This window comes from Sinorhizobium sp. CB7 (genome assembly GCF_041357635.1).
Classification (GTDB): domain Bacteria; phylum Pseudomonadota; class Alphaproteobacteria; order Rhizobiales; family Rhizobiaceae; genus Rhizobium.
This window is the reverse complement of sequence record NZ_JAULLL010000023.1, coordinates 13,643-38,699: the sequence shown is the minus strand read 5'-3', so window position 1 is coordinate 38,699 and position 25,057 is coordinate 13,643. Positions and strand designations below refer to the sequence as shown.

30 protein-coding genes are annotated in these 25,057 nt (G+C 60.7%); 16 read left to right on the top strand and 14 right to left on the bottom strand.

All coding sequences use genetic code 11. The features are described from left to right. The first annotated feature begins 81 nt into the window (after nucleotides 1-81). A complete protein-coding gene (locus AAE029_RS31055; RefSeq protein WP_371076777.1) occupies nucleotides 82-459 on the top strand; it encodes a hypothetical protein in 378 nt (125 codons plus the stop codon). Nucleotides 460-480: 21 nt separating this feature from the next. Continuing rightward, nucleotides 481-822: a P-II family nitrogen regulator gene (locus AAE029_RS31050; RefSeq protein WP_371076776.1), complete on the top strand. Its 342-nt coding sequence runs from the start codon at nucleotides 481-483 to the stop codon at nucleotides 820-822. Between the two features lie 15 nt (nucleotides 823-837). Here the strand turns inward: AAE029_RS31050 and AAE029_RS31045 are convergent, their stop codons facing one another. The 4 genes from AAE029_RS31045 to AAE029_RS31030 form a co-directional block, all read right to left on the bottom strand. Continuing rightward, the gene (locus tag AAE029_RS31045) at nucleotides 838-1,284 is read right to left on the bottom strand and encodes a tol-pal system YbgF family protein (protein ID WP_371076775.1); all 447 of its coding nucleotides are present in this window, start codon (nucleotides 1,282-1,284) and stop codon (nucleotides 838-840) included. Between the two features lie 389 nt (nucleotides 1,285-1,673). Continuing rightward, nucleotides 1,674-1,868 (bottom strand): hypothetical protein, encoded by a 195-nt coding sequence (locus AAE029_RS31040; RefSeq protein ID WP_371076774.1) that lies wholly within the window; start codon nucleotides 1,866-1,868, stop codon nucleotides 1,674-1,676. Nucleotides 1,869-2,484: 616 nt separating this feature from the next. Further along, complete coding sequence (locus tag AAE029_RS31035) at nucleotides 2,485-3,501, bottom strand: DUF4105 domain-containing protein (RefSeq protein ID WP_371076773.1); 1,017 nt, start codon at nucleotides 3,499-3,501, stop codon at nucleotides 2,485-2,487. Nucleotides 3,502-3,706: 205 nt separating this feature from the next. Beyond that, nucleotides 3,707-5,107, bottom strand: a complete 1,401-nt coding sequence (locus AAE029_RS31030; protein WP_371076772.1) for an MFS transporter — start codon at nucleotides 5,105-5,107, stop codon at nucleotides 3,707-3,709. 118 nt (nucleotides 5,108-5,225) lie between these two features. On the opposite strand from AAE029_RS31030, the gene AAE029_RS31025 reads away from it, so the two are divergent. The 4 genes from AAE029_RS31025 to AAE029_RS31010 all read left to right on the top strand — a co-directional run bounded on the left by AAE029_RS31025 (nucleotide 5,226) and on the right by AAE029_RS31010 (nucleotide 8,259). After that, on the top strand, nucleotides 5,226-6,185 hold the full coding sequence (locus AAE029_RS31025; protein WP_371076854.1) for a LysR family transcriptional regulator: 960 nt from the start codon (nucleotides 5,226-5,228) through the stop codon (nucleotides 6,183-6,185). 159 nt (nucleotides 6,186-6,344) lie between these two features. Next, on the top strand, nucleotides 6,345-7,136 hold the full coding sequence (locus tag AAE029_RS31020; protein WP_371076771.1) for an SDR family NAD(P)-dependent oxidoreductase: 792 nt from the start codon (nucleotides 6,345-6,347) through the stop codon (nucleotides 7,134-7,136). An 18-nt stretch (nucleotides 7,137-7,154) separates the two neighbouring features. Next, nucleotides 7,155-7,868: an SDR family oxidoreductase gene (locus AAE029_RS31015; RefSeq protein ID WP_371076770.1), complete on the top strand. Its 714-nt coding sequence runs from the start codon at nucleotides 7,155-7,157 to the stop codon at nucleotides 7,866-7,868. 4 nt (nucleotides 7,869-7,872) lie between these two features. Continuing rightward, nucleotides 7,873-8,259, top strand: a complete 387-nt coding sequence (locus AAE029_RS31010; protein ID WP_371076769.1) for a VOC family protein — start codon at nucleotides 7,873-7,875, stop codon at nucleotides 8,257-8,259. Between the two features lie 187 nt (nucleotides 8,260-8,446). Here AAE029_RS31010 and AAE029_RS31005 read toward each other — a convergent pair whose 3' ends face one another. Continuing rightward, nucleotides 8,447-9,586 carry an AI-2E family transporter gene (locus tag AAE029_RS31005; RefSeq protein ID WP_371076768.1) on the bottom strand — a complete coding sequence of 380 codons (1,140 nt, stop codon included), beginning with the start codon at nucleotides 9,584-9,586 and terminating at the stop codon, nucleotides 8,447-8,449. A gap of 350 nt (nucleotides 9,587-9,936) precedes the next feature. On the opposite strand from AAE029_RS31005, the gene AAE029_RS31000 reads away from it, so the two are divergent. The 4 genes from AAE029_RS31000 (at nucleotide 9,937) to AAE029_RS30985 (ending at nucleotide 12,231) form a co-directional block, all read left to right on the top strand. Next, a complete protein-coding gene (locus tag AAE029_RS31000) occupies nucleotides 9,937-10,578 on the top strand; it encodes an alpha/beta family hydrolase (protein ID WP_371076767.1) in 642 nt (213 codons plus the stop codon). A gap of 45 nt (nucleotides 10,579-10,623) precedes the next feature. After that, a complete protein-coding gene (locus AAE029_RS30995; RefSeq protein WP_371076766.1) occupies nucleotides 10,624-11,571 on the top strand; it encodes a DUF429 domain-containing protein in 948 nt (315 codons plus the stop codon). Between the two features lie 91 nt (nucleotides 11,572-11,662). Continuing rightward, on the top strand, nucleotides 11,663-11,887 hold the full coding sequence (locus AAE029_RS30990; RefSeq protein WP_371076765.1) for an antitoxin MazE family protein: 225 nt from the start codon (nucleotides 11,663-11,665) through the stop codon (nucleotides 11,885-11,887). Next, a complete protein-coding gene (locus AAE029_RS30985) occupies nucleotides 11,884-12,231 on the top strand; it encodes a type II toxin-antitoxin system PemK/MazF family toxin (RefSeq protein WP_371076764.1) in 348 nt (115 codons plus the stop codon). Before AAE029_RS30990 ends, AAE029_RS30985 begins: the two co-directional genes overlap by 4 nt. Nucleotides 12,232-12,367: 136 nt before the next feature. Here AAE029_RS30985 and AAE029_RS30980 read toward each other — a convergent pair whose 3' ends face one another. Continuing rightward, complete coding sequence (locus tag AAE029_RS30980; RefSeq protein WP_371076763.1) at nucleotides 12,368-13,072, bottom strand: glutathione S-transferase family protein; 705 nt, start codon at nucleotides 13,070-13,072, stop codon at nucleotides 12,368-12,370. A gap of 111 nt (nucleotides 13,073-13,183) precedes the next feature. On the opposite strand from AAE029_RS30980, the gene AAE029_RS30975 reads away from it, so the two are divergent. After that, nucleotides 13,184-13,564, top strand: coding sequence for a winged helix-turn-helix transcriptional regulator (locus AAE029_RS30975; protein ID WP_371076762.1), 381 nt, complete (start codon nucleotides 13,184-13,186; stop codon nucleotides 13,562-13,564). 174 nt (nucleotides 13,565-13,738) lie between these two features. Here the strand turns inward: AAE029_RS30975 and AAE029_RS30970 are convergent, their stop codons facing one another. Further along, on the bottom strand, nucleotides 13,739-14,125 hold the full coding sequence (locus tag AAE029_RS30970) for a hypothetical protein (RefSeq protein WP_371076761.1): 387 nt from the start codon (nucleotides 14,123-14,125) through the stop codon (nucleotides 13,739-13,741). A gap of 94 nt (nucleotides 14,126-14,219) precedes the next feature. On the opposite strand from AAE029_RS30970, the gene AAE029_RS30965 reads away from it, so the two are divergent. Together AAE029_RS30965 and AAE029_RS30960 are read left to right on the top strand one after the other, a co-directional pair. Continuing rightward, nucleotides 14,220-14,630 (top strand): hypothetical protein, encoded by a 411-nt coding sequence (locus tag AAE029_RS30965; protein ID WP_371076760.1) that lies wholly within the window; start codon nucleotides 14,220-14,222, stop codon nucleotides 14,628-14,630. Between the two features lie 78 nt (nucleotides 14,631-14,708). Then, nucleotides 14,709-15,845, top strand: a complete 1,137-nt coding sequence (locus AAE029_RS30960) for a hypothetical protein (RefSeq protein WP_371076759.1) — start codon at nucleotides 14,709-14,711, stop codon at nucleotides 15,843-15,845. 41 nt (nucleotides 15,846-15,886) lie between these two features. Here AAE029_RS30960 and AAE029_RS30955 read toward each other — a convergent pair whose 3' ends face one another. Continuing rightward, nucleotides 15,887-16,429, bottom strand: coding sequence for an RBBP9/YdeN family alpha/beta hydrolase (locus AAE029_RS30955; protein WP_371076758.1), 543 nt, complete (start codon nucleotides 16,427-16,429; stop codon nucleotides 15,887-15,889). A gap of 111 nt (nucleotides 16,430-16,540) precedes the next feature. Here AAE029_RS30955 and AAE029_RS30950 point away from each other — a divergent pair, with 111 nt between their 5' ends. After that, nucleotides 16,541-17,017, top strand: coding sequence for an Lrp/AsnC family transcriptional regulator (locus AAE029_RS30950; RefSeq protein WP_371076757.1), 477 nt, complete (start codon nucleotides 16,541-16,543; stop codon nucleotides 17,015-17,017). Nucleotides 17,018-17,096: 79 nt separating this feature from the next. On the opposite strand, the gene AAE029_RS30945 is transcribed toward AAE029_RS30950, so the two are convergent. Next, a complete protein-coding gene (locus tag AAE029_RS30945; RefSeq protein WP_371076756.1) occupies nucleotides 17,097-18,092 on the bottom strand; it encodes an alpha/beta hydrolase family protein in 996 nt (331 codons plus the stop codon). 141 nt (nucleotides 18,093-18,233) lie between these two features. Next, complete coding sequence (locus AAE029_RS30940) at nucleotides 18,234-18,905, bottom strand: TetR/AcrR family transcriptional regulator (RefSeq protein ID WP_371076755.1); 672 nt, start codon at nucleotides 18,903-18,905, stop codon at nucleotides 18,234-18,236. Nucleotides 18,906-18,985: 80 nt separating this feature from the next. Between AAE029_RS30940 and AAE029_RS30935 the strand changes: the two genes are divergently transcribed. Further along, complete coding sequence (locus tag AAE029_RS30935) at nucleotides 18,986-19,726, top strand: SDR family NAD(P)-dependent oxidoreductase (RefSeq protein WP_371076754.1); 741 nt, start codon at nucleotides 18,986-18,988, stop codon at nucleotides 19,724-19,726. A gap of 147 nt (nucleotides 19,727-19,873) precedes the next feature. On the opposite strand, the gene AAE029_RS30930 is transcribed toward AAE029_RS30935, so the two are convergent. The 3 genes from AAE029_RS30930 to AAE029_RS30920 are packed head-to-tail and all read right to left on the bottom strand — an operon-like array spanning nucleotide 19,874 to nucleotide 23,421. Beyond that, entirely contained in the window at nucleotides 19,874-21,253 is a 1,380-nt protein-coding gene (locus tag AAE029_RS30930) for a hypothetical protein (RefSeq protein ID WP_371076753.1), read from the bottom strand. 7 nt (nucleotides 21,254-21,260) lie between these two features. Beyond that, nucleotides 21,261-22,220, bottom strand: coding sequence for a DUF6384 family protein (locus tag AAE029_RS30925; RefSeq protein WP_371076752.1), 960 nt, complete (start codon nucleotides 22,218-22,220; stop codon nucleotides 21,261-21,263). A gap of 22 nt (nucleotides 22,221-22,242) precedes the next feature. Then, nucleotides 22,243-23,421 carry a cell surface protein gene (locus tag AAE029_RS30920; RefSeq protein WP_371076751.1) on the bottom strand — a complete coding sequence of 393 codons (1,179 nt, stop codon included), beginning with the start codon at nucleotides 23,419-23,421 and terminating at the stop codon, nucleotides 22,243-22,245. A 251-nt stretch (nucleotides 23,422-23,672) separates the two neighbouring features. On the opposite strand from AAE029_RS30920, the gene AAE029_RS30915 reads away from it, so the two are divergent. Beyond that, a complete protein-coding gene (locus tag AAE029_RS30915; protein ID WP_371076750.1) occupies nucleotides 23,673-24,458 on the top strand; it encodes an APH(3'') family aminoglycoside O-phosphotransferase in 786 nt (261 codons plus the stop codon). Nucleotides 24,459-24,523: 65 nt separating this feature from the next. Here the strand turns inward: AAE029_RS30915 and AAE029_RS30910 are convergent, their stop codons facing one another. Further along, on the bottom strand, nucleotides 24,524-25,003 hold the full coding sequence (locus AAE029_RS30910) for a MarR family winged helix-turn-helix transcriptional regulator (protein ID WP_371076749.1): 480 nt from the start codon (nucleotides 25,001-25,003) through the stop codon (nucleotides 24,524-24,526). Between the last annotated feature and the right edge of the window lie 54 nt (nucleotides 25,004-25,057).

Sequence of the window (25,057 nt, the reverse complement as noted above, 5' to 3'; positions counted from 1 at the left end):
TAAGACGATTGTGCGCCCTCAGTGACAGTGCTGTAATCCTGGAGCCGGATTTTCTCCCGTGACCACGATCAGGAGAATTCCATGCCTCCCACGGAAAACATGCATTATCCGAAGCCCGATGGCGGCCGCCAGATGCTTAGGCTGGTTGCCGTCGATGGCGAGATCATCGCGGACGAACTGGCGAGCCTGCTTGAATGGAATGATCCTTTGCATGCCGCACAATTCGCAACGGAGGCCGCTCCCGCATCCCCGCCGAAGAAGCGGCGATGGCGGCGCATGCTTCTCCAGTCCCTTATCGAAGGCTTCGCGCTGATCGGCGCGGCGTCCTATCCGACGGCGGACTTTATCGTCCCCTGGCGACAAGAGACACAGCGTCCGGAGACGCGACGCTCGGGATCAGCCCATATTCCCGTCTCGCTTGCCCGGCGTCTTCTTGAAGCCGGCGTCTATTTCGAGTGAGGGAAGTGGGAGGAACAGCTGATGAAAAAGATCGAAGCGATCATCAAGCCTTTCAAGCTCGCCGAGGTTAGGGAGGCCCTTGAAAAACTCGGGCATGACAGCTTTACCGTCACGGAGGCAAAGGGCTTCGGTGGCGAGAGGGGCCGGGTGGGATACTGCCACGGAGCCGAATACGGGTTCGAATTTTTCCCGCTTCTCAAGCTCGAGCTCATTGCCCCGGACGAGGGGGCGACCGCCGCGATCGAGGCGATCTGCCAGACGGCGCAGACCGGGCGCAGCGGCGACGGAAAGATTTTCGTCTCCTGCGTCGAGGAAATCATCCCGATCGCGACGAAGGATCTCGCCGTCGGCGTCGCCCGCTGATTATCGAAGGACTGATTACCGAAGATTGAAGCTCGCGGCCATGTGGTCGCGGTATTTCGGATCATCCCTATCGAATATGCTGAAGCCGTGCAGCAGGTAGGCGCGCATCAGATATTCCTCGGCGCGGTTCATCTTGCCGAGCTCGAAGAACGACTGGCCGAGACGCAACTGAATAAAGGCATTCTGCTGGCCGGGGCGGCCGGATTGCGCTTCGGTGAGCGCTGCTCTCGCATTGGTGAAATCGCTCATCATGAAATAGGCATCGCCGATGCCGGCCATCAGCCACATATAGTGCTCGTGCCAGTTTTTTGGCTCGGGCAGCAGGTCAACGCCATGCTGGAATTCGGCGATTGCCGCGAGCCATTCGCCGCGCTCCATCAGCGCATTGCCGGCCTTGGAATGGGCGAGGATCTTTGCCTGGAGATCGTCGTCCAGGGGTCTGAAGTCACTGAAATAGGTCATGGTGTCGGGACCTCGAAGAGGTTCTTTGCGAACGCTGAACAGGGAAAGACGACAGGCGGATCATATCCCGGAGGGCATCATGCCAGGGAGATCTTCTACAGTGCCGTGCGTCTTTTCAGATGCACAAAGGTCGCTGTAGCACTTTGAACTGCTGCATGTTTTTATCCTTGGATCAGCTCCGATCTAAGGAAACATGCAGTGGGCTATCCATAGCGCCTAGGCCGTAATCATAAAGTATCCAGAGCGATGATTTCGCCACCGGCAGCCGGATAAAAGCTGCACGCGGTGAACCGCTGGTTAAGGCGAAAGATAAATTGCTGCCCATCCTGCGAAACTGCAGCAAACAGGAGGTCGTCCGGCGGGATGAACCGTCGATTTTCCGGATCGGCTTAACGCTCGGAGGGACGGATCCGCTTGATGAATTCCCAGACCGGCAGGGCGGCGACGCCACCGACGATACCGGCGATATAGCTTGGAATCGCAAAGCCGAAGAGCCATTGCCAGGCAAGCCCGATGAGAAAGCTCGCGGCCAGCATGGCGATCACGGTGATGATGAGGCGTTGCCAAAGCGGAAGCATTGTCATTGGACCTACCGGTATACTTTGAGCTCTCGTCGCGATCCTTCGCGTGCAAGACAAGTCATTGCAGGTGATCGGAAAATACGGATTTTACACCGATCCGCGTAAGTACGTTACGGTAACATCTGCGCGAGGTGCGCCTCTCTCCACCAATTCCTGTGCCTGTCAGGAATCCAGCCGCCGTGCGTCCGCACGGCGAGAGACTCCGTGATATCTATTGCCTGAAGCCTAATCTTTCGCTGTTCTGTGACCATGAAGGGTTACATCTGCATCCTCACCAGAGGAAGCAGGTCATTCGCGCCGTGGACACGGCGCGGCTGGATCCCTGTGACAAGCACAGGGAAGAGGGAATGTGGGGGGCCGTCCGTGCCCCAATCACCGCCTGAGATCCTGGAAATTATAGAACGCTGCCAAGTCTCCGGAGGCAGTTGTTTGCTGTGGAAGCCTCCCCGACCTCCCTCTTCCCTGTGCTTGTCACAGGGATCCAGCCGCCGTGCGTCCGCACGGCGAAAAGACTCCTTCATACCGATTGCCCGAAGCCTGATCTATGAGATCGTGGATCGGCGGAATTTGCCCTGTATATCACCCTCACGGAACTCCCACCTCGCCCATCAATTCGGGTTCATTGCACCTGCTGTGTTGCCGGAGACGGCACGTTGATCCGGATGAGGCGGGAAAAATCCGGCGTGAGGCCGGCAGCCTGGGCGCGTTCGTCGATATGGGCGCGTGCCCTCAGCTCCGCAAGCGGAAGGCGCATGTCGAGCGCATCGCGGTCATAGGCATATTCGGGGAGATAGCCGTTGACGATCAGCCGCCAGTCGAACGGAACGACATCGCCGACAGCGCGCATCATCTTGAAGATGGTGGTCGTGCAGTTGGTCGTGATGGAATTGTAGAATTGCGGCGTCGTCGAAAGTGCGTTGGCATCGCTGACATATTCGACGAGCAGCGCCCGGGCGGCTTTCGGCGAGACGTTGAGACGATAGATCTGGACGTCCTCGCCGCGAATATTCGACCGCACGCCGACGACATCGCGCTCGTCGGCCGCCACGATCACCAGCGGGTTGCTCTTGAAGAGATCGGCGATCGGCGAAAAGGCGCCGCCGGCGCGCCTGCGCACTTCGATCGACCAGGCGAGATAGTCGCCATCGGCAAAGCCGAAGCTCAGGATGACATGGGCCATTTCCGGTCCGGCCCAGTAGGACATGAAAAGATCGAGCGTCTTGAGGCTGTTGAGGTCGTAGCTGCGCGTCGTCCAGCGTTCGGTGAAATCGGTGTTGCTGCGCCACTCGAAGTCGCGGACATCAGTCAGGGTCAGGAGATCGCCGCTCAGCGTGCCGGTTACCTGGCGTGCGACGTCCGGTGACCAGTCGACGTCGTCTGACGGCCTTATCGTGCCCCACCAGGTGAGCATGGTGGCAAATACCACGAGGAAGGCGGCGAGCCCGTGCCAGCGCAGGCGCGTGAACAGCGCAACGATCGTCGCAATGCCAAAGAGCAGCAGAAGGCCCCCGGTCAGGCCTCGTGCAAGCTCCGGCGCCGGCAGCCGATACCAGAGGGCAAGCGCCGCCCAGGCCGTCGCCAGCGCAACGATCAGGGAAAGAAGGGTCGCGACCAGAATGCGGAGCATGCGACGCATAGGGCCTTCCTGCTGAAGCCTATCGGGCTGGATGCTGATCTCCGCTACAATCATATGGGGTAATTTAAGAGATTACAGGCATTTTTCGTGGAATTCTATTTGGATCCCCAGCCTGGAAGCATAGAAGTGGTCGACAACCGTTGCCCGATCGGCAAGGCCTCGGATGCCCGCGCCAGGGGGTCGGCGCGGGCATCCCTTATGCAAACTATTCCGCCGCCTCGTAGGCGCCCGAGCGCGAGACCGATGTTCTTGGCCCGAGGGCGGCAAGCAACGTGACGGCGGTTGCAAGCATCGCAACGAAGGCCGTGCCGGCATAGTAGGGATCCCAGCCGAAATTCGGTGCGGCGGCAAAGATCGCCGATGCGGCCGCCAGTACGACGCCGCCGCCGATCTGGAAGGCGGCGAAGAGCAGACCGGAGGCCAGTCCAGACTTGTCCTCCTCGACATCGGAGAGGGCTGCGACCTGCACCGACGGATAGGTCATTGCGTAGCCAAGGCCGAGCAGGAGCTGCGAGATCGCGACGAGCAGGATCGGATTGATGTGTCCGAGCGACAATACCCAGAAGATGTAGCTCAGTGCCTGCAGCATGACGCCCAGCGCCATCAGGCCGGTGCTGCCGCGATTCTGTGCGATCGTGGCAAAGCGTGGCGCCAGGAACATGACGCAGACGCCGCCAATGGCAAAGCAGAAACCGGTGATGAAGGCGGACCAGCCGTAAACGTTCTGGTAATAGAGCGTCGCGATGAACTGGAAGCCGACATAGACGCCCTGGAACAGCGCGGCGATGAGGTTGGCATGGCTGAGCTTTGCCCGCCGGAAGATGCCAAGCGGCACCATCGGGTCCGTATGGCGCGCCTCGACTACGATGAAGAGGATGATCAGGACGAGAGCTGCGATCAGCGAACCCCAGGTCGGGAACGCCGTGAAACCTTCGACTGCGGCATTGGTGATGCCGAAGACGAAGAGCAGGAGACCCGGCGTGATCGTCAGTGCTCCGGCCCAGTCGAAATGCGGCCGCGGCCCGCTGCGGCGGTGATCAGCCGGCAGCACGAAGGGTGCGAGCGCCAGCGCTGCGATCGCGACCGGCGCTCCCATGACGAGCGTCGCCCGCCAGCTGAGGATGGTCGCCGCGCCGCCGAGCACCATGCCCAGCACGAAGCCGGCAGCGCCCGTCGACGAAAAGACGCCGAGCGCTTTCGCCCGGGCGCTTCCTTCGCCGAACACGGAGAGCAGCAGGGCGAGGGCCGCAGGCGCTGTGAAGGCGGCGGCGATGCCCTTGACCAGCCGGGCTGCGATCAGCGTCGGTCCGCTGTCGACGAAGCCGCCGGCAATGCTGGCGGCGGCGAAGATGCCCAGCGACCAGAGGAAGACGCGGCGGTGGCCGAAGAGGTCAGCGACCCGACCGCCGAGCAGCAGGAAACCGCCATAGCCGAGCACATAGGCGCTGACCGCCCACTGCAGTGATGTCGCCGGCATGCCAAGCTCGGCCTGGATGGCGGGAAGGGCAACGCCGATGGTCGAAACATCCATCGCGTCAAGGAAGTTGGCAGCGCAGAGCAGCAGCAACGCCAGTCCGGCTCCCCCTCGAGATTTGGAAATGGTCATTGGTGATCGTTCCTTTCGTGCTGCCGCTCTTGGGAGGATGCCGCGGCAGGGAACGAGAAAATGTACAGCTTCCAATCCTATTGCAAATTGATAGTAGCTATGTCAGGTATTACTCATGATGATGAATGACGCCACCCTCCGCAAAATGGATCTCAATCTCCTGCTCGCCTTTTCGGTGCTGATGCAGGAGCGCAATGTCAGCCGCGCGGCTGAGCGCCTGCTGCTCGGGCAGCCGGGCCTTTCGGCGGCGCTCAGGCGATTGCGCGAGTCTCTCGATGACGAGCTGTTCGTGCGGGTAGGGCGTGGCCTGCAGCCGACGCCGCGGGCGCTCTCCATCGCACCCGCGATCGAGGACGCGCTTTCGGGCATCGAGCGGGCGATCCGGCCGCCGGCGGCCTTCGATCCGGCGAACTGGGAGGGCGAATTCCGCATCGGCATGTGCGATAATTTGGAGTCGGCCTTTTTCGGTCCGCTGGCGGCGCGCCTGCATGCGCTGGCGCCCGGTGCACGGCTGATCGGATTGAGCTCGGACAAACGCGATGTGGGGCGGATGCTCGACGAGGGCGTGTTCGATTTGAGCATCTCGGTGCATGACGAGCCGGCCTCCTGGCATATTCGCGCGCCGTTGTTCGATCAGACCTCGCTCTGCATCTATGATCCGAACCAGATAAAGCTGAAGGCGCCGATCACGCTGGACGACTTCGCGAGCGCACGCCATATCACCGTTTCCTTCGAGGGTATCACCGCGACGACGATCGACATCGCACTCGGCCGCGTCGGTTATAGCCGGAAGGTAGTTGCGACCGTGCCGCGCTTTTCGGCCTTGCCGACGGCGCTCCGCGCCATGCCGGCCATTGCGACGGTGCCGGAATCGATTGCGCGCTGCATGGCGCAGCTCCATGGCTTTAAGATTTCCGACCCGCCGCTCGATTTGCCCGCCCAGCCGGTGACGATGCTCTATCGACGCGTGGACCGCACGGATGCGCGTGCTGTGTGGTTCCGCCACCTGTTCGTCGAAGTCGCCGGTGCGGCACTCGAAGCGTCGGGGTGCAAGATGTGCGTCTCGAAGGCGGCATAGAGCCGGGCGTCTTCGAGCGAACCCGATAAAGATGCGCTAAACCTTCAGCTGCATGGCATCCTTGCTAAAATTGCAATGGGCCATCGCCTGCAAAGGGTTATTCTTACTATCAGCCCAGAACCCTATGTTCATCCCATCAGCAAAAGAGAGGCGAATGACATGGATCTGAACCTGGAAGGAAAAACGGCGCTCGTCACCGGTTCCACGGCTGGCATCGGACTGGAAGTCGCTCGAAAGCTCGCGTTGGAGAGAGCGAGCGCGATCGTTACCGGACGCAGCCGGGAAAAGCTCGACGCGGCCGTGGCAAGCATTCGCGCCTCGGGCGGCAAGCATGTGTCCGGCGTCCTGGCCGATCCCGGCACGGATGCCGGCGCCTCGACGATCGTGAGCGCCGTTCCGTCCGTCGACATTCTCGTCAACAATCTCGGCATATACGAGACCAAGCCGTTTGCCGATATCGACGATGACGAGTGGCGCCGGTATTTCGAGATCAACGTCCTGAGCGGCGTCCGTTTGGCAAGGCACTATTTCAAGGGCATGCTCGACCGCAACTGGGGCAGGATCATCTTCATCTCCAGCGAATCCGGTCTGATGACGCCGGGCGACATGATCCATTACGGCATGACCAAGACGGCACAGCTCGCGGTCTCGCGGGGTCTCGCCGAGCAGACCAAGGGCACGGCGGTCACCGTCAATGCCGTCTTGCCCGGTCCGACGCGATCGGAAGGCATTCCCGACTTCCTGAAAGGCGTCGTATCGAACCCGAACGCTACCCCCGCGGAGGCCGAGGCGGAATTCTTCGAAAAGCATCGCGCCTCGTCGTTGTTGCAACGGTTCATCGAACCCGAGGAAATCGCCAATCTCGTCGCCTTCGTCGCAAGCCCGCTTTCCTCGGCCACAAACGGGACGGCATTGCGCGCAGACGGCGGCGTCATGCGGACAATAGCATAGCGATGGAAGGAAAAAACGATGACATCCCTTAATGACAAGCGTGTGCTCGTGATTGGCGGCAGTTCCGGCATCGGCCTTGCCATCGCCGGCCGGGCCCTTTCCGAAGGCGCATCGGTCACCATCGCGTCGCGGTCGGCACAGAAGCTGGAAGAGGCCGTCCGGCAGCTTGGCGGTGGCGTGCGCTCGATAGTGCTGGACACCGGTGACGAAAACGGCATTGAGCGTTTCTTTGCATCGGAAGAGGCCTGGGATCACATCGCCGTTTCGGCAGCCCGGACCACGACCGGTCCGGTCCGCAAGCTTGCGCTCGACGACGCGAAGAAGTCGATGGAAAGCAAGTTCTGGGGCGCCTACCGGATCGCCCGTGCCGCGAAATTCGCCGAGCGCGGTTCGCTGACGTTCATATCGGGCTATCTGAGCGAGCGGCCGTCGGCAACCTCGGTTCTCCAGGGCGCGATCAATGCGGCGCTCGAAGCGCTGGCTCGGGGACTCGCCCTCGAACTGTCGCCCGTCCGCGTGAACGCCGTTTCGCCGGGGACTATCGACACGCCGCTCTGGTCCGGAATGGATGAGGCCGCAAGGAAGGCCATGTTCGACCGCATCGCCGGCAATCTTCCCGTCAAGGCGATCGGCCAGCCGTCGGACATCGCCAATGCGGTGGTGTTCCTGATGACCACGCCTTTTGCGACAGGCTCGACCGTTCGGGTGGATGGCGGCGGAGCGATCGGGTGATGCGATGATGATTGATCATGTCACTCTGAGGACGGCCGATCTCGAGGCGACGCGGGATTTCCTGGAGACGCTGCTTGGTGTGAGGACCGGCTATCGGCCGCCATTTTCTTTCCCCGGCTATTGGCTCTACAAGGGCGACGATCCGATCGTGCATCTCATTCCGGGCGGCGGCGAAATGGTCGACAGCAATGCCGAAACCATCGACCACGCCGGATTCCGGCTGGACGATTATGAGGCCCACCGCGCCAAGCTCGACGCCCTCGGCATCCAATATTCCCGAATGGACCTTCCGGACCTCGGCGAACGTCGTCTCTTCGTGCGCACGCCTGGCGGCATATTGCTGGAGCTCGTTTTCCGGGAGGAAAAGTCGGGAACTGACGTTCGGGGTTAGCCCGGGGAGTCGACGAAGCGCTGGAGAGCGGCAAGGCCAACCGAAACCTGGCACCGCGCAATCGAGTCTTTTGCCACGCGGGCGCACGGCTGCTGGATTCCGGTGACAAGCACAGAAAAGGGGAGCGTAGGGCCTGGCGCAAGACCACACCGTCCGCCAGCAAGCGGGCAGCGTTGGAGCGCTTGTCTCAGCGCCACTGCCCGCTCTCGGCCAACCGGTCTTCGTCGGATATCTGTGGGGGAGACCATACCCAGGCGACGAGGAGATCATAAAAGACGCTGAGCACGATCGGTCCGAGAAACAGGCCGACGAGGCCATGGGACAACGTGCCGCCGATCACGCCGACGAGGATGACCAGCATCGGCGTCGAGAGCCCGCGCGCCACCAGAAGCGGCTTCATGACATTGTCTATGATCATGATCGGGATCAGAAGAAGCATGAAGACGAGTGCCGGCAGCGATGTCCAGGTCGCCCAGGCCCAGACGATGAGCGGCAGCAGGATGAGCGCCGGACCAATCTGGACGATGCAGAGTATCAGGATCGCAAAGGTGATCACGCCGGGGGCGGGGACACCGAACAGGACGAAGATCAACCCGCAGAGAAAAGCCTGCAGCAGCGCGACCCCGATCACCCCGCGCGCGACGTTGCGGATCGTCGCGCCGGCCAGATTGACAAAGCCCACGCCCCGGTCGCCCGCGATCCGCCGCGCGAAACTCCTGACGCCTTCGGCCAGCCGCGGCGCCGGTCGGAAAAGAAAACCGGCGAGGATCACAGAGACGACGAAACTCACGAGGCCGCCGCCGATGCTGGCGATCTGGCCGAGTGCTGCGCTTCCCACCTGAAGCAAGGACGCCTCGAACTGCTTCAGCGTCGCGGCCAGATTGGTGGATGCCAGGCTCCAGGCGGCATAGGCGCGCTCACCGATCAGCGGCCATTCCCTGACACTTTGGGGCGGCGTCGGCACCACAAAAGTCCCGCTCGTCAGTCTGGCGAAGAAGGCTTGCGCGGCTTCGGCGAAGTTGAGTGCGATCGCCGCGACTGGGCCGATAATGATGACGAGACTGGCGAGCGTGATCAGGATCGCTGCAGGGCGTCCGCGTCCGCCGAACAGCCTGCGCAGGCTAGCATAGGCCGGGTAGAGGGCGACCACGAGGATCGAGGCCCAGATGATGATTACCGCGAACGGGGCGACCAGCGTGAGCGACCAGTAGGCGAAGAGCCCGACGACGCCGATCCTGACGAAGTCGGTAATTCTTCTTTCCGTTGACGATTGGCCAGTCTTGCCCGCGTCCACATTGATCTTGCCCGGAGATAGGTCGTCGTCCATGAGGCTCCCCCAGCGGGTACTCCATGGAGCGCCGCATAGCCACCACTGCATCAAGATCGACTAATATTCAGGATGCTGGCATGCGGTTACTGCGTCAAGGCAATTTCAAAGTAATGGAGATTGTTGTCCTGATCGGCTGAATCGTGCGGCAGATCAGATTTGCGAGAGGCATCCGGATTCGGACCGGAAAGACCCACGACGCTGACCCGCGATTGCGAAATGACGACGCCTCGCATCGAAACTACGCGGCCAGGCTTTACGTTCCCGCCGATCCTCGACATTGTCTATTTCCTCAATGGGCTACTGGCCTTTCCTTCGAACGAAGACTCGGCCAGACGGAAAGGACGTCGATGCACGAAGGATTTCTGCTTGAGGGCGGAGACGACGCCCGCTTCACCATTCTGCTCGCGCATGGCGCGGGCGCACCGATGGATTCCAAGTCGATGACGGCCGCCGCCGAGGCGCTTGTTGCAGTCGGCTTTCGCGTGGCGCGCTTCGAATTTTCCTACATGGCCGCGCGCCGCACGTCCGAAGGCCGCAAGCCGCCGCCGCGGGCGGAAACGCTGATGCCCGAATACAGGGCCGCAATTGCGGAACTCGGCGCGGCCGGCCCCCTGATCATCGGCGGTAAATCGATGGGCGGTCGCGTCGCCAGCATGATCGCCGACGAACTCTATTCAGCGGGAAAAATTGCCGGCCTGATCTGCCTCGGCTACCCCTTCCACCCGCCGGGCAAGCCAAACGAGCTCCGCACCAAGCACCTTGCCGCGCTGAAGACCCCGACCCTGATCTGCCAGGGAACCCGCGATGAGTTCGGCACGCGCGACGAAGTTCAAGCCTACGATCTTTCCGATACAATCGAGATCCTCTGGCTGGAGGACGGCGATCACGATCTGAAGCCGCGCAAGAAAATCTCCGGCTTTTCGGCGGCCGATCATCTGGCGACAACGGCCGAGACGGCGAGGGGATGGGCCGAAAGGGTGGCGGGATGAACGCGAAGGCACTCTCTGAAGCTTTTCGACAGTCGGAGGTTTTGATTGCGCGCGCCGGATTCACCATCGCTGATCGCGCATTGTGATTGGAGCATCGACAGGTCAAAGCGCTGGATGAGCGTCGCGAGACGCGCGAACGGACGCTGGCAGTTGGCTTCGCCGGAACTCGTGGGACCGGCCGATACGCTGCTGATGCGCCTCCGGGACCGTGCGGGGCATCGGGATGGCGGCGTATTGATCGGCTTTGATTTTCCGATCGGCTTGCCCGCCCGATATGGCCGGTTGACCGGCATGGCATCCTTCCGGGAGATGCTCGGCACGCTTGGGGCCGGAGATTGGTCCGAATGGTTTTCGGTTGCCGATCATCCCGACCGGATATCGCTTCATCGCCCTTTCTATCCAATGCGTCCGGGCGGAACGAGCCGCCGGTATCTGTTCGATGCGCTTGGCCTGGCCGAGAAGGAGCTATTTCGTCGCTGCGAGAGGGCGACCTCCGAACGGCAGGCGGCCTGCATGCTCTTTTGGACGCTCGGCGGCAATCAGGTGGGAAAAGCCGCGATTGCCGGATGGAGGGACGTCATAATCCCTGATCTCGGCGAGATCGGGCTTTGGCCATTTGATGGGTCGCTTGCGGAACTTCTCCGAAAATATCCGGTGACGGTGGCGGAAACCTATCCGGGTGATGTCTACCGACGGATTGGTATTCCGCGCATGCCGGGGTGGAGCAAGCGCCGGCAATCCGATCGCAAGGCTGTTGCATCGCATTTGATTCAGTGGCTGCAGACGCATGCCGATTTCGAGGTGGTCGAGCTTGTTGCCCATATCGAAGATGGGTTCGGAACCGACAAGGCAGGGGAGGACCGCTTCGATGCCACGGTCGGGCTTTTGGGCATGCTTGAGGTGGTTACGGGGCGCAGACGGGAAGGCCAGCCCGATGGACGAGATGTCCAGCTTTGGGAGGGCTGGATCCTGGGGCAGGCGTCGGACGACTGACATTGAAGGGCGGCGGTGCCCATCCGTTTAAAGCCTGGCCAAATGTCTCGTCGGATGTTAGGTTACATGTAACCTATATTGGAGATTTGGCATGGCCACAGCATCGAATCGGAAGTCGTCGCGCGCGAAGGTGCAGAGGCATCGTGAGCGCTTGCGGGAACAGGGCCTTCGCCCGATTCAGATATGGGTGCCTGACGTCCGGGCGCCCGCGTTCAGATCGGAAGCGCATCGACAGTCTCAGGCCGTCGCTGCGAGCGCTCGGGCCCATGAGGATCAGGCATTCATCGATGCCATATCCGATTGGGCCGATGAATGAGGCGGGGAGATATCCGGACGGTTGCGGGCGGCAAGGACTATGCGGGCAAACCTCGACCCGTCGTTATCATTCAGGATAACAGCTTCGATGCGACCGATTCCATCACCATCTGCGCTTTTACGACCGATGAAACCGATGCACCGCTCATTCGATTGCTGGTGGAACCAAACGAGCGCAATGGGCTGCGTTTGCCGTGTCGGCTGATGGTCGACAAGATTACGACAGTCCCGAAATCGAAGGTCGGAACGTCGGTCGGCCGGCTCGACGACGAGGATATTCTCCGGCTCAATCAAGCCGTTTTGGTCTTTCTCGGGCTGGCTATATCGCCGCGAACCCAAAGATGAGCATGGACGCGGCGCATCGGTCGCCGCGTCCTCCGTTGTTGCAGGTTTTAGCATTACACCGTAGCGTCCGATACAACGTCATAATGCGCGAGCAAGCTGACAGCATCGCGCTCTTGAGCCTTGCCACGTCAGTGGATCATCTGCCGTAGCGCTCGATGACATCCGCCAAGGGCATATGGCCCAAGAAGGCGCCTGAACCGGCCGGCGTCTCGCCGTCTTCGATTGCGAGCGCAAAGCGGGCGGCGGGATCGGCCTCGATCCGCTCGCGCAGCCGCGACAGTTTCGGCCAGCGTTCGAGATCGGCGACCTTGTGAAACTCCAGCCATCGCGCCACACCGATCAACACGCCGTCGGCGAGCGTTGGCTTCTCGCCCACCAGATAGGGCGTATCGCCGATCATCGCCTCCAGCTTGTCGTGTCGTTCCGTCACCATGCGTTGTCCGAAAGTGCGTAAGGCAGCCTGCAGTGCCGGATCCGGCGGGCTCATTTCGAGTGCAACCCATAGCGGCGTGAAGGCCGCGGTGAAGCCGGTATTGATGAAGGCCATCAACTGATGCATCCGGTCGGCCTCGGGAGAGCGAGGGTCGAAACTGATGCGCCCGTCCGTATCGCGCGCTTCCAGCCAGGCCGCGATTGCCATGGTCTCCGTCAGCGCGCGGCCGTCGTCCGTTATCAGCACCGGTGTTTCATGCCGGCCGTTCAGCCGTCCGTAGGAGGGGTCGCGCATCTCTCCGAGCATATCGACGCGGCAGAGGCGATAGGGCCGCCCGAGCCATTCCAGCGCAGTGACAAGTCCCATCGAGCTTCCCGCCGGGAAGCCATAAAGAAGTATCGGTTCCATTGTCTTTTTCCGTGATTTCGTTGCATCGCGCTGCGCAGCGAACTGGAACATAAACATCGTCCGCCCCATGTAAATTACGCACATTTTTGTAACTTGAGCCTGGATGCTGTGATGAAAGACGTCGTTTCGCGCTGCCCGATCGAAAAATCCATGCGGGTCCTGAGCGGCCGCTGGCCAACGCTGCTGCTCTACTATCTCAAGGATGGGACCAAGCGGTTCAGGGACTTAAGGCGTGAAAATCCGACCGTATCGCACCGGATTCTGACGCTGGAACTGCGCAAGCTCGAGGAGGCGGGCATCGTCCGGCGCACGGCGTATCCGGGCTATCCTCTGAGGGTCGATTACGATCTTACGCCTGCTGGCAGGAAGCTCGTGCCGCTGATCGATGCCGTTGCCGACTGGTGGGAGGCGACGGAGACGGAGCGCCGTGGGCCGTCGATTCCGGATGCTGAAGCTACTGGATTCGCTGAGAGTTTTCGCCCCTCACCCTAGCCCTCTCCCCGCAAGCGGGGCGAGGGGACGATAGAGCAAGCGGCGACGGATCAATTCCGGCGTGAGGACGACGGAGGCTGCGACTCCCCTTCGCCCCGCTTGCGGGGAGAAGGTGGCCCGAAGGGTCGGATGAGGGGCTGTCGCGGCGCTCAAATTTCCTCCGGGCGGACCGGGTCACTTCGCTTCGAGCTTACCCGTGAAACGGTCCCGTCCAGCCCAATAGGGACAAGCCGGGCAGCTCTCGCCTGTCGGATAATCGATACCCTCCTCGTGAGGGCAGCCAAAGATTCCGTCCCTCATCACCACGGATTTCACTTCGTGTGCGCGCAAGAATGTCGCTATCTCTCCGGTGACCGTTGCGTCCGCCCGCGCATCGCCGGTTTCGGTAAACCACCGGCGCAACTCCGGGTCGGATTCCGGCGCCGATATGACGCTGGCGACCGCTTTCGTTGCATGAAGATTATCTGGGCCATAGTAGGCGATCGTACCGATGGGATAGCCCCGTCCGCCCCGCTTGGCTTTTTTCTCGATCCATTTTTTGGGTTGCCATCCCAGTTTCACGTCCGCCGTCCTTTCATCGCTCAATGATTCAACGCTTTCGAGATATAGAATAAAACCTGTAAGATGACATGCGAGAATCACACGGATTGCGGATATGGCTCGCAGAATACATTGGAGCGAAATGCCTCCTGCCGGAAAGCCAGTTGCTGCAGACAATTCGGAGAAGCAGGAGATCATCGCTGCCTGTGAGACCTTCATTCGCGACTTCCTGAAGCCGCGATTCCTGCCCGAGATCCGGCCGACCGAATGGAATTATGTGGTCGATATCCACGGCTCCTGGGCCGGCGCGCGATATCGCTTCATGCAGCGCTACAGGTCAGGCATGGAGCACAATCGCGGCGAGGAGTTCGACGCACCCTTTGCCCGTCTCGACCACATGGGACCGGACCGGTTCGATATCTATTGGATGCGGCACACGGGCAAATGGTGGCGGCTCTATGCTGGTGTGACTCTCGCCGACGCACTTCAAATCCTGCAAACGGATGGCATTCTGCATCCGGTCTAACCATCACAACCGATCGCAGGTTGGAGCCGTCCAGGCCGTCATCATTGTGACTGCAATCATGAGTAAGTATCGAAATTCATGAGCGAATATCAATATTACGAGTTCCAGGCGGTCGACCGGCCGCTTAGCGCCGAAGATCGCCAGGCCCTTCGCCGCTTATCGACGCGAGCACGGATCACGGCCACAAGCTTCACCAACTCATATGAGTGGGGCGATTTCAAAGGCGATCCGGTCGAGCTGATGCAGCGTTGGTTCGACCTTCATGTCTACGTGGCCAACTGGGGAACGCGCCGGCTCATGATTCGCCTGCCAAAGCGGTTGGTGGATCAGCAGCGTCTCGACGATTTTCTTGGCGAGGTCGACTGCGTCGAGCTGACGGCCTCCGGCGAAAACCTGATTCTTGATGTATTACCAGAGGAAACGGAACCAGAGGATGATTGGGATGACGGCACAGGCTGGCTCGCAGCCTTCGCGCCGCTGCGTGCGGATATACTCGCCGGCGATCTGCGGCTGTTCTATCTGCTATGGCTGACGGCGGTCGAAGCCGACGCTCTGCCGTCGGATGCGGTGGAGCCGCTGCCGGGAATAGGTCCGATGACCGGAGCGATCGAGGCTTTGACAGAGTTTCTCCGCCTCGATGACGACCTCGTTGCGGCGGCGGCTGAATGCAGCCCGGCGGATGAGACAGTGTCGACGGATGCCGCTCGACATATCATCTCGACATTGCCCGACCGAGAGAAGACTGGGTTGCTCATCCGCCTTGCGGAGGGCGATCCGCATGTGCGCAGCGAGCTTCAGGCGCTTATTCGGAACCGCTCGGCGTCAGCGTCCCATGTGGAGCCGGTCATCGTCGCTCGGCGCACTGTCGGTGAACTCCGTGCCCGTGCCGAGGCCATCCGTGACGCCCGCGAACGTGCCGAGGCCGAGAGGGTCGCCGCCGAACGCAAACGGCAAGCGGAGGAGGAGGCTCACGCCCGCCGCCTGCGGCTCGACGCGATCGAACAACGGGGCGGCAAGGTCTGGCAGGAGATCGAGACCGAGATCGACCGCGGCAACGCCTCCGCCTACGACAGGGCAGCCGGCCTCCTCGCCGACCTCAAGGCAATCGCCGAGAAACGCGGCACGATGGAAGAGTTCGGTCGCCGTTTGAGCGGAATCCGCGAGCGCCATGCTCGTAGGGCGCGTTTCATCGAACGATTGGTGGCGTTCGGATAGTGTCGTTGATCTGCGCGGCAAGACCGTTATGGTCCTGCAGTTCAGCCTCGTTTCGTTCCTGCCGCAAAGGCATGGAAAAGGGCCCATCCATTTGGCCAGTCGCCAAGTCCGCTCTGGCCATTGATATGCCCAAGCGGTCCCGCTTCGACGATGCCGCTACCCCATTGGGCCGCTCGTGCCCTTGCATACTCGATCTCGCCGTATGGATCGTCGGAACTTGCCACGATAAGTGAGGGAAAGCGGAACTTGTCCCGCGGCACGTCTGCAAAGTCTGCGGCTTCCGCGGGGAAGACTTCGGATTTCGGATCGGGGACGGCGACGAGAAATGCCCCTGCCACCGGAAGGCGAGATGCACGCTGCCAATGGGCGACCAGAAGGCAGGCGAGACTATGTGCCACGAGCAGCGGCGCCTCTTCAGCGGTAAAGACGGCGCGGTCTAGCGCGGCAATCCAGTCGCTCAAATCCGGCCGGTCCCAATCCGTCGGCTGAAAACGTCTGATCCGCGAATTGCGTCGTTCCCAATGGGTTTGCCAGTGTTCCTCTCCCGAACCACCGATCCCGGGCAGAATAACAACATCGGTCATGCCGTTCCTTTCTATTTTTCGCTGAGCCGGAAAGATGCCTGCTTCCCTAGATGCAATGAATGGGCAATCATCGGAAAACGCATCCGATTTCCGATGAATTAAAGGTTAGCCATGGCAGTTGCCCGAAACGATCGCCTTGTTCTAGATCCGACCGACATCGCAATCATTGAAGTCTTGCAGGAAGATGGCCGGATGGCGATCTCGGAGGTCGGGCGCAGGATCGGCCTTTCGCAGCCGGCAGCGTCAGAAAGGGTCAAACGGCTGGAGGAGCGGGGCATTATTGCTGGCTATGGGGCACGCATCGATCCTGCCAGCCTGGGCTTTGGAATGATGGCGGTCATACGGCTGCGCACGACGCACGAGCATATCCGAGCATGCCTGAAATTATTTTCCGAGATGCCACAGGTTATCGAGGTGCTGCGCCTGACGGGCGAGGACTGCTTTCTCCTGAAGGTTCTTGTCCCGTCACCGGGGGAACTGGAGATGATCGTGGATACGATTGCGAAGTTCGGCGCCGTGACGACGTCTCTCGTGCTGCGTGGCGAACCGCCCAAGGTCATCGGACGCGCGCTCATCCAGCGGCTATGACAACTTGCTGCCGGCCATTATGAAGGCTTGCACTTGTTCTCCTATTCCAGCCTCGATGAACCCTGCCAACGGCTCGTGATCAATGATGCGGTGAGAGAGCATTCTCAAAGAACGCCCTAATGCCTTCATTGAATTGTGCATGAAAGGCCGTTTGGTTGAACGACGGGCTATCAACGCAACTGCGTTTACGATGAGGCTCGAGCTTCCTGTTACACGGCCGCGCAAAGGCGAAGTGTCCGACACCTTCGACCATGTGGAAGTCTGGTTCCGTGGGCAGATTTTGTCGAACGATGCCAGCGTTCGACGCATAGGGAACGTTGTCGTCATCCGAGGCAGCCCAAAGCTGGATGGGCACCTTGACATTAGCGAGACCCGTATCGTCGAAAGCAAAGCCAAATCCGGGCGAAGCGATCACGGCTGCCTTGATGCGAGGATCGTGCCTCCAAATGGAAGGGTCTCGTTTTCCACCGGATGGTTTGCCGAAGTCGCGCACCATACCCAGCTGGCAAGCCACTTCCCCAGGTAACTCTCGGCAGTGAGAAGCGGCCAGCGCTGGGTTGGGTATCCCGCCCGCCGCGACCAAGGCTGCGAAGCCGCCGGCCGAAAAACCGAATACGCCAATCCGTTCGGCGTCGATGCGGCTCCGTCCGCCCCATTGATAGAGCATGAAATCAATCACGCGACTTATGTGCCGGGGCCGGTCCACTGACCATCTTGATGCTGGATAAGATTTGTCGTCACCGTTGTCGCCGGTATGCACGACGGCAGCGACGACAAAGCCGGAATCCGCCAGCACTTCAGCCGTATCGGCATGGGCAAGGATACCGCCTCCGTTCCCGTGAGATATCACAACCAGCGAAAGGTGGTCTCCCTTTACAGCTCCATCGACCGCCAGAAATTGACCGGCAACATTGCTTACCTTCTTCGCTAACGGGGAGTTGGTCGGATACCAGACACCAACGTTTAGAGGCTTGTCGTCGGCGTCCGGGACAGTGACGCTCTGAAATCCTGCCGCGGCCGCCGAGCTAGCCATCGCGAGCAGAAGTCCGATCGCGGCAATCGACAATGCTCTCATCTGAAACGCTGCTCCATATACGTATCAATGCTGGCGAATGTATCTCCAGAATCCGTTTACGATCTTATTAGGTTAATTCAACGTCGGGACAATTTGAGGAATTCGATTAGGGCACCACCAGCTCTGACAGCTGCCACTTGTTCATGTGTCGCTTATGGTCTGTTGAGCTGTGCGAGCGTCCCATCCCAGCATCGCAACTTGGGCTACGGCTTCGAGTTCGGTACAGCTCGCTCCGTCACGGGCGAGGATCGACATGCCGTTCTGGACGGTCTGCACGAAGCGGGCGAGTGCATGGACGTCGGTCGAAACCGGAATTTCGCCTTCTGATATCGCCTGGCTCAGGCGCACCTTGAGGCGGTCGAGTGTTACGGCGCGGGCAGTTCGCACAAGTTCGCCGAGTTCCGTATGGCCTTCACTGCCGACTGACGAGAGCGTCACCATGCAACCGAGGGGAATGTCCGCGACACAACCGGTCAGGGCCGAGGCCGAGTCCATGAGAAGCGACATGACCGCTTCGCGGGCCGTGCCGGCGGAAAAGAAGCCTGCCCAGACAAGTGCCTCGTTGTTCTCGCAGTAATGGCGCAATGCCTCGGCGTAGAGCGCCTCCTTCGAGCCGAATGCCGCGTACAGGCTTGGCGATCCGATTCCCATTGCCTGAGTAAGATCGGCAATTGAAGTTGCCTCGAAACCCTTGACCCAGAACAGGCGTGTCGCGTGTGCCAAGGCAGCTTCCCGGTCAAACGCACGCGGCCTGCCGCGGCCGCGCGCGTCGGCCGTCTTATCGTCTCTCGCTGTCTGGCCCAATTTCTGCATCGATTGATATATAAATCCGTTGACACCTCATGGCAACACCTCTACCTATTTCTGTGTTGATCACTACAGAAAGGAGAACCATGAACGAACTAGCTGGCAAGCGCGCCCTTGTGACGGGTGCCTCACGTGGCATTGGTGCCGCCATCGCATCGGCCCTTGCCGATAAAGGCGCGGATATTGCCATCACTTATGAGCGTTCGGCCGATCGCGCCGCCGAGGTCGTCCGGGTGATCGAGGGCAAGGGCCGCAAAGCGATCGCCATCCAGGCGGACAGCGCCGATCCAGCGGCGGTTAGGCGATCGGTCGACGAGGCTGCCCGGGCGCTCGGTGGCCTCGACATTCTCGTGAACAATGCCGCAATCGCGCTTTACGATACGATCGCCAACATCAGCGTCGCTCAGGTCGATGCGCTGCTGGGCGTCAATGTGCGATCGCCCGTGCTCGCCTCGCAGGCCGCCATTCCACATCTGAAGGAAGGCGGCCGCATAATTACTATCGGCTCAGCCGGCGCCGAACGCATCGTCGGTGACACCAGTACGGTCTATTTCATGACAAAATCCGCGCTCCACTCGTTCACGCGCGGCCTCGCTCGCGAACTCGGATCTCGCGATATCACCGTAAACCTGGTCCAGCCGGGTTCGACCAACACCGATATGAACCCGTCTAACGGTGATTTTGCCGACTTCCAACGCGCTCTTATACCTCTTGGCCGGTATGGCGAGCCGCAGGATGTGGCAGCAGCCGTGGCCTTCCTCGTAAGTCCTGCGGCGAGGCAGATCACCGGAGCCATTATCACTGTGGATGGCGGCCTGAATACCTGAGGCGTTTGTCGTTCAGGAGCTTTTGTGACGTGAAGGGACCTGCACGAATGTAGTGGCCGCCGGCCTGGAGCAATTCCAGGAATAATGTGAAGCGGTTTTTCAACAAGCTAAAACCTGTCGCGTGAACCTACCTTCATGCGACAGGCTTTAGAAGCCGCCGCCGGTCCTGAATCCTCCGCCCGATCCTCCCCTTGATCCGCCGAAGGTTCCGCCGCCGGGGCGGGAGGGGAAGCTGGAACGGCTGCCGCCGGGACGATATCCGCTCCGCAAGGCGTCTCCAAGCTCACGAGACGAAAGGATGCCGCCGATAATGCCGCCGATCACATCACCGATCAGCTTGTCGTTGCTGAAGCCGCCCCCCTGCCGTTCGTAGCCGGAGCGACGGAATTCATCACGTGACCGCTCGATCTCCGCCCGCTTCCTTGCAAGCTCAATGGAGGCGCGGCGGGATTCATCGGCCTGTTCCACCTGTCGGGCCAGTTCGCTCTCGATATCCTGCAGCCGACGGACGATGCGTTCGTCCTCCTGCGTCGGTGTCTGTAGCGCGTCGCGCAGCAGGACACGGAGATCCTCCCTTTGCATGGACTCGGCAAGCTCGGCCAGGGCGCCGGCCAATCCCTGTTGACCGCCTTCGCCGAGCAGCGCCGCGCGCTCCTGCTCCAGTGCGGCATTTTCCTGTTCAAGCTCGGCGATCCGATGATCGGAAACTTCAAGGTCCTCTTCTGCCTTGCGGTGCACCGCCTCGCGCTCGGCAATTCCGTCGGCTTCCAGCGCGGCGCGTTCGATCGCTGTCAGCTTGTCTTCCTCCTCCACGACCTGCGCCTTCAATCGGTCGGCGTGCTCGCGCAACCTCTTCGGGATTTCCGTGAGGGTGAAATAGTTCTGCCGGGCCGGCTCGTAACCGACCACGCGGGCGACATAGCCGTCGCCCAGACGGGAGATCGGACCGCCGCGATAAGCCGACGTGCCGTATCCACGTTTCCAGAGATAAACGAACAACGGGTCGGCCAGATAGGGCTTCGATTTCTCATCCCGGTCCGACTCAGATTGCTTCGCCTTGTCGTCGGCGGCTTGTGCCCGAGCCTGCGCACCCGACAGCTTCGCCGCCTGCGCCTGCCAGGCGAGGTCCCCGGCCATCCGTTTCTGCGTCGTTTCCTCAAGGCCTGCTATCGCCTCGGTCGCCTCGGCGACCTTCTTCGCCCTGTCCGTCCGCTCGTCGCGCGCCTTGGAGAGCTCCGCAAGAAGCGCTTCCCGGCGTTTCAAAAGCGTCTCCAGCTTTTGCTGCTGGTTCTCGATGATGGACAGCGCCTTGCGTTCTGCTTCGTCCAGCGTGCCGAGGATATGGTTCTGCTTGAGGGCGTCCAGCCGAATGCGGGCAAGCGACCTGAACAGTCCGGCCTGCTCCGTCCTCAGGCGCGCGGTCTCGGCAGCGGCGGCCTCGAGGATCCGGGCAAGGCGGTCCTCATCCTCGCGGAGTCCACGGCTTGCTCGTTCGATGGAATTCAAGGCCTCAAATGCGCTGATCATCGCCGCCCTACCATTCCGTTATCGCGCCGCCGGAAACGGCCATGGAGTAGGCGGGCTCCAGCGCACCCCGCGGTTTGGTCGCAAGAACATTGCCCTGCAAAATGCCGTCATCCGACTTGTCCCTTCGCACGGCCTCATAGGTCTGCTGCGGCACGCGGACGCCCCACTTCGACACGCTTTTCGTCTGACCGTTTTCCTCGTTCAGGATCGGGAAGGACAGCAGCTTTCCGTCGGGCGTTACGGCTTCGACGATCAGGTAATAGTTGCGTGCCTTGGTGTTGACGTCGGGAATGCGAAAGACGCCGCTCTGCTCCCCTGGCCGCGAAACGATCCTGAGCTCATAAACACGCATGAGATCGCCTCGCACCCGTTCCAGATCGGCCAGAGCGACACGCGCCGCCTGCGCATCCGATCGGGCGAGCGCTGCCGATGCGTCGGATTGCAGCTGTTCCACACGCTCGCGCGCATCGCCTGTCTTGGCTTCGGCGAGTGCTGCCTGTACGTCCGCGGCGAGCTGCCGGGGCAATGTTTCAATGAGCTCGATGCGCGCCGCCTCTGCGGCGCGCTCGGCCGCCGTCCGCTGCCAGACGGACCATCCGATCCAGGCGAGGGCGAGTATGACGAGCACGGCGAGCGTCTTGCCGAGTGCGCCACGCCTCACCCAAAGGCCAGCCAGCGTCCGCGACAATCCCGGCGGCGTCGGTTCATAGGTGAAGCGGCTTTCCTTGAGCGCCTTGATGCCTTCGTCGAGAATGCGATCGGAAACGGCCAGGCCCTGGCTTTCATAGATGCGCCGCAGCCTTTCCTTCAGAACATCGTCGCGCCCTTCCTGCGCCAGTTCGCGAAGGGCGACGTCCTCCTGGTGGCGCAGGGTGTCGACCACGTCCATGGCCAGCATCAGTTCGTCAAGGGCAGGTCCCTTGGCATCGGAAGGAGCGGAAGTTGCCGCGGCAGTAGTTTCAGCCATCGTCGAGTCCAGTGCCTGACGCTCAGCCGATCACCAGGGCGTTTCCTTCTTCGGCAAGCCGGGCGATCCGCTTCTTGCCGTCCTCGACCGCATTGCGGATTTCCTCGCTGTTTTTGGTGGAAAGATCCCGCATCTCGGCAATGATCTCCACGGAACGGGACTGGAAGTTGACGACGCTGTCGACCAGCTTCTTGACGGCGTCGGCGCGTATGGTCGGACCGTAGCCGGCCTTCAGGGCCTCTTCCTGCACCTTGCCGCCAATTTCCGCCAGCACCTCAAGCGATTTCGAAACACCTTCCTTCATCTCGTTCAGCGTCTGCGTTGCCTCGTGCAGGCCGAACAGGCCCGTGAAGGAGGCTTTCAGCGCGGTCAGAACCGATTCATTGGTCGAGAAGAAGGACACGGCCTGCTGGTAGACCCGCTCCTTGGCATTGGTCGTCTGGACGAGACGCGCCATCACCACTTCCGACGTGTTGTAGCTGATCGTCAGGTTATCGGCGAGATCCTTGGCTACCTGATAACGTCCCTCTTCGTTCTGGACGCGGCGAAGATGTTCGTCGCGCACCAGTTCGAGCTTTGCCCGTTCCGTCACTTCACCGCCCTCGGGAAAAGCAGCAACCGCATCGGATGCGCCCTTCAATTCGGCCTTGGCTTCGTTCAGCTTGGCCTCCGCAGCCTTGAGGATTTCAAGCGCTGCGACTTCGCCATGCTTCAAGGCGCCGCGGAAATCGCGGTAGGCTTCCAGGATGGTTTGTTCGCGCTCGATATTGGCCTTGGTGTCCTTGGAGACGGCAAGATAGGTCTGCTTGATTTCGTCGAAACGGGTGGCGATATCGCCGCGCGCAATCTTCATCCACATATTGGTGGCGCGCTCGAAGATGTCGAGCTTACCGTCCTCGATCTGGTCGACCATGGATTTCGCGTCATCGCGGATGGAATCGAAGGCTTTCGAAATCTTCTCGTAGCGCTCACCGATCGACATCTCGGCGACCTGCTCGCGAACCACTTCGTTAAAGACGCTCATCTGCTGCAGCGTCCGGGTGATGATTGCGATCTTTTCCGGCTCGATATCGGAGATCTTTTCAAGGAGACCAACGATAGGCGCATCCTCCGCCTTGTCGGTGACAAGGCCAAGATCGCGCAGGGTTGCCATTGCCTTATCGAGATACTGCAGCGGTGTTTTGACGACGACCTCACTCATGGGACGCTTCCTCTAAATGAGACTGGTTCTTCGGAAAAAGAGCTGAAATTACATCTCGTTAAACCATAACGGATGAAATCAGATTTGATCAAGATGTGTTTCAGGCTTGTGACAGAAGCAAGCTTCCAAGCAATTAACTGCATATTTTAATCTATTGCCGTATTAAGCTTTCACTCTACTCCCTAATCCATCGTCTGAATACCTCTACATGGCGCTACAGAGAGGACTACCCATTGGATTGGACTTCGATCTTGCTGGATCATTCGCGGTTTGGCTGGATTCCTGTCGGAACTGGGGAATCAGGCGATCTTGTCTATCGACGCGACGATGGACTTGCCTATGCGAAGGTCGCTCCAACAAGGCGATCAGCCGACCTTGCCGGCGAGCGCGACCGGCTTCTTTGGCTCCGCGGCCGAGACGTCGCCTGCCCCGAGGTCATCGACTGGCGCGAAGGCGAGGCAGGAGCTGCGTTGGTCATGACTGCAATCCCCGGCGTGCCGGCGGTGGATCTGCCCGGACCCGATTTGCTCAAGGCATGGTCTTCGATGGTGCGGCAACTCGGGATGCTTCACGAACTGCCGGTAGACCAATGCCGGTTCGATCGCGGTCTGTCGCTGATGTTCAATCAGGCTGCTGACGTTGTCTCCCGCGACGCCGTCAATCCCGACTTCTTGCCCGACGAGGACAAGGGCACGCCTGCATATGAACTGTTGGCGCGCCTGGAGTGTGAGCTGCCGGTGCGTCTCGATCAGGAGGCTATCGACCGGGTAATCTGCCATGGCGACCCCTGTATGCCGAACTTTATGGTTAACCCTTTTAGCCTGCGATGCACGGGTATGATCGACCTCGGCCGGCTCGGAAAAGCAGACCGCTATGCCGACTTGGCTCTTATGGTTGCAAATGCCGAGGAGAGCTGGACGACACCGGACCAAAGTGAGCGGGCACTTGCGGTTCTGTCCGAAGTTCTGGGGATAGCAGTAGCGGATCGCGAACGCCTGGCGTTCTATCTCCGGCTCGACCCGTTGACTTGGGGATAGGTCGGATCGCACGGCTACCGCCCCGGCAAGGAGCGCGCGGCGCTGCGTCCGATTGCGTCGCCTGCCTATTCATCCTGTTCGGAAGCATCGACGGACAGTTCAAGCTTCCCACGCAGAGCCGCAATAACGCGGCGTGCGGCTTCGACGTCGCTTGGCGCAAGCCCTTCCGCGAGGTGACTGATCCACGGCGCCTGCAGCCGCATGGCAGCTTCGTAGACTTCGCCGCCGCGCTCAGTCAGCACGACGAGATTCGCGCGGCGGTGATGCGGGTTGGGCGCAAAGGAAACGAGGTTCTCGCGATTGAGATCGTTGACGATGCGCTGCACGTTCTGGCGGTTCGCGCCCATGTCGCGGGCAAGCCATGCCACCGGCTGCGGCCGTTCCGCCGCGACGATTGCGCCGAGGATCTGCCAGCGCGCACTCGTCAGTCCGAGATCGGCCACCAGCCTGTCGCCGGCACTCAACAGACGATTATTAACTCGAAACAGGTCGAGGATGAGGGTGGTCACGGCGTCTCCGGCAGGCGTTCTTTTGGTATCGGTCATTTGTAGCGATGAGCCTCAATTGACATTATGATGTCATTATGTTTGGATGCTAAG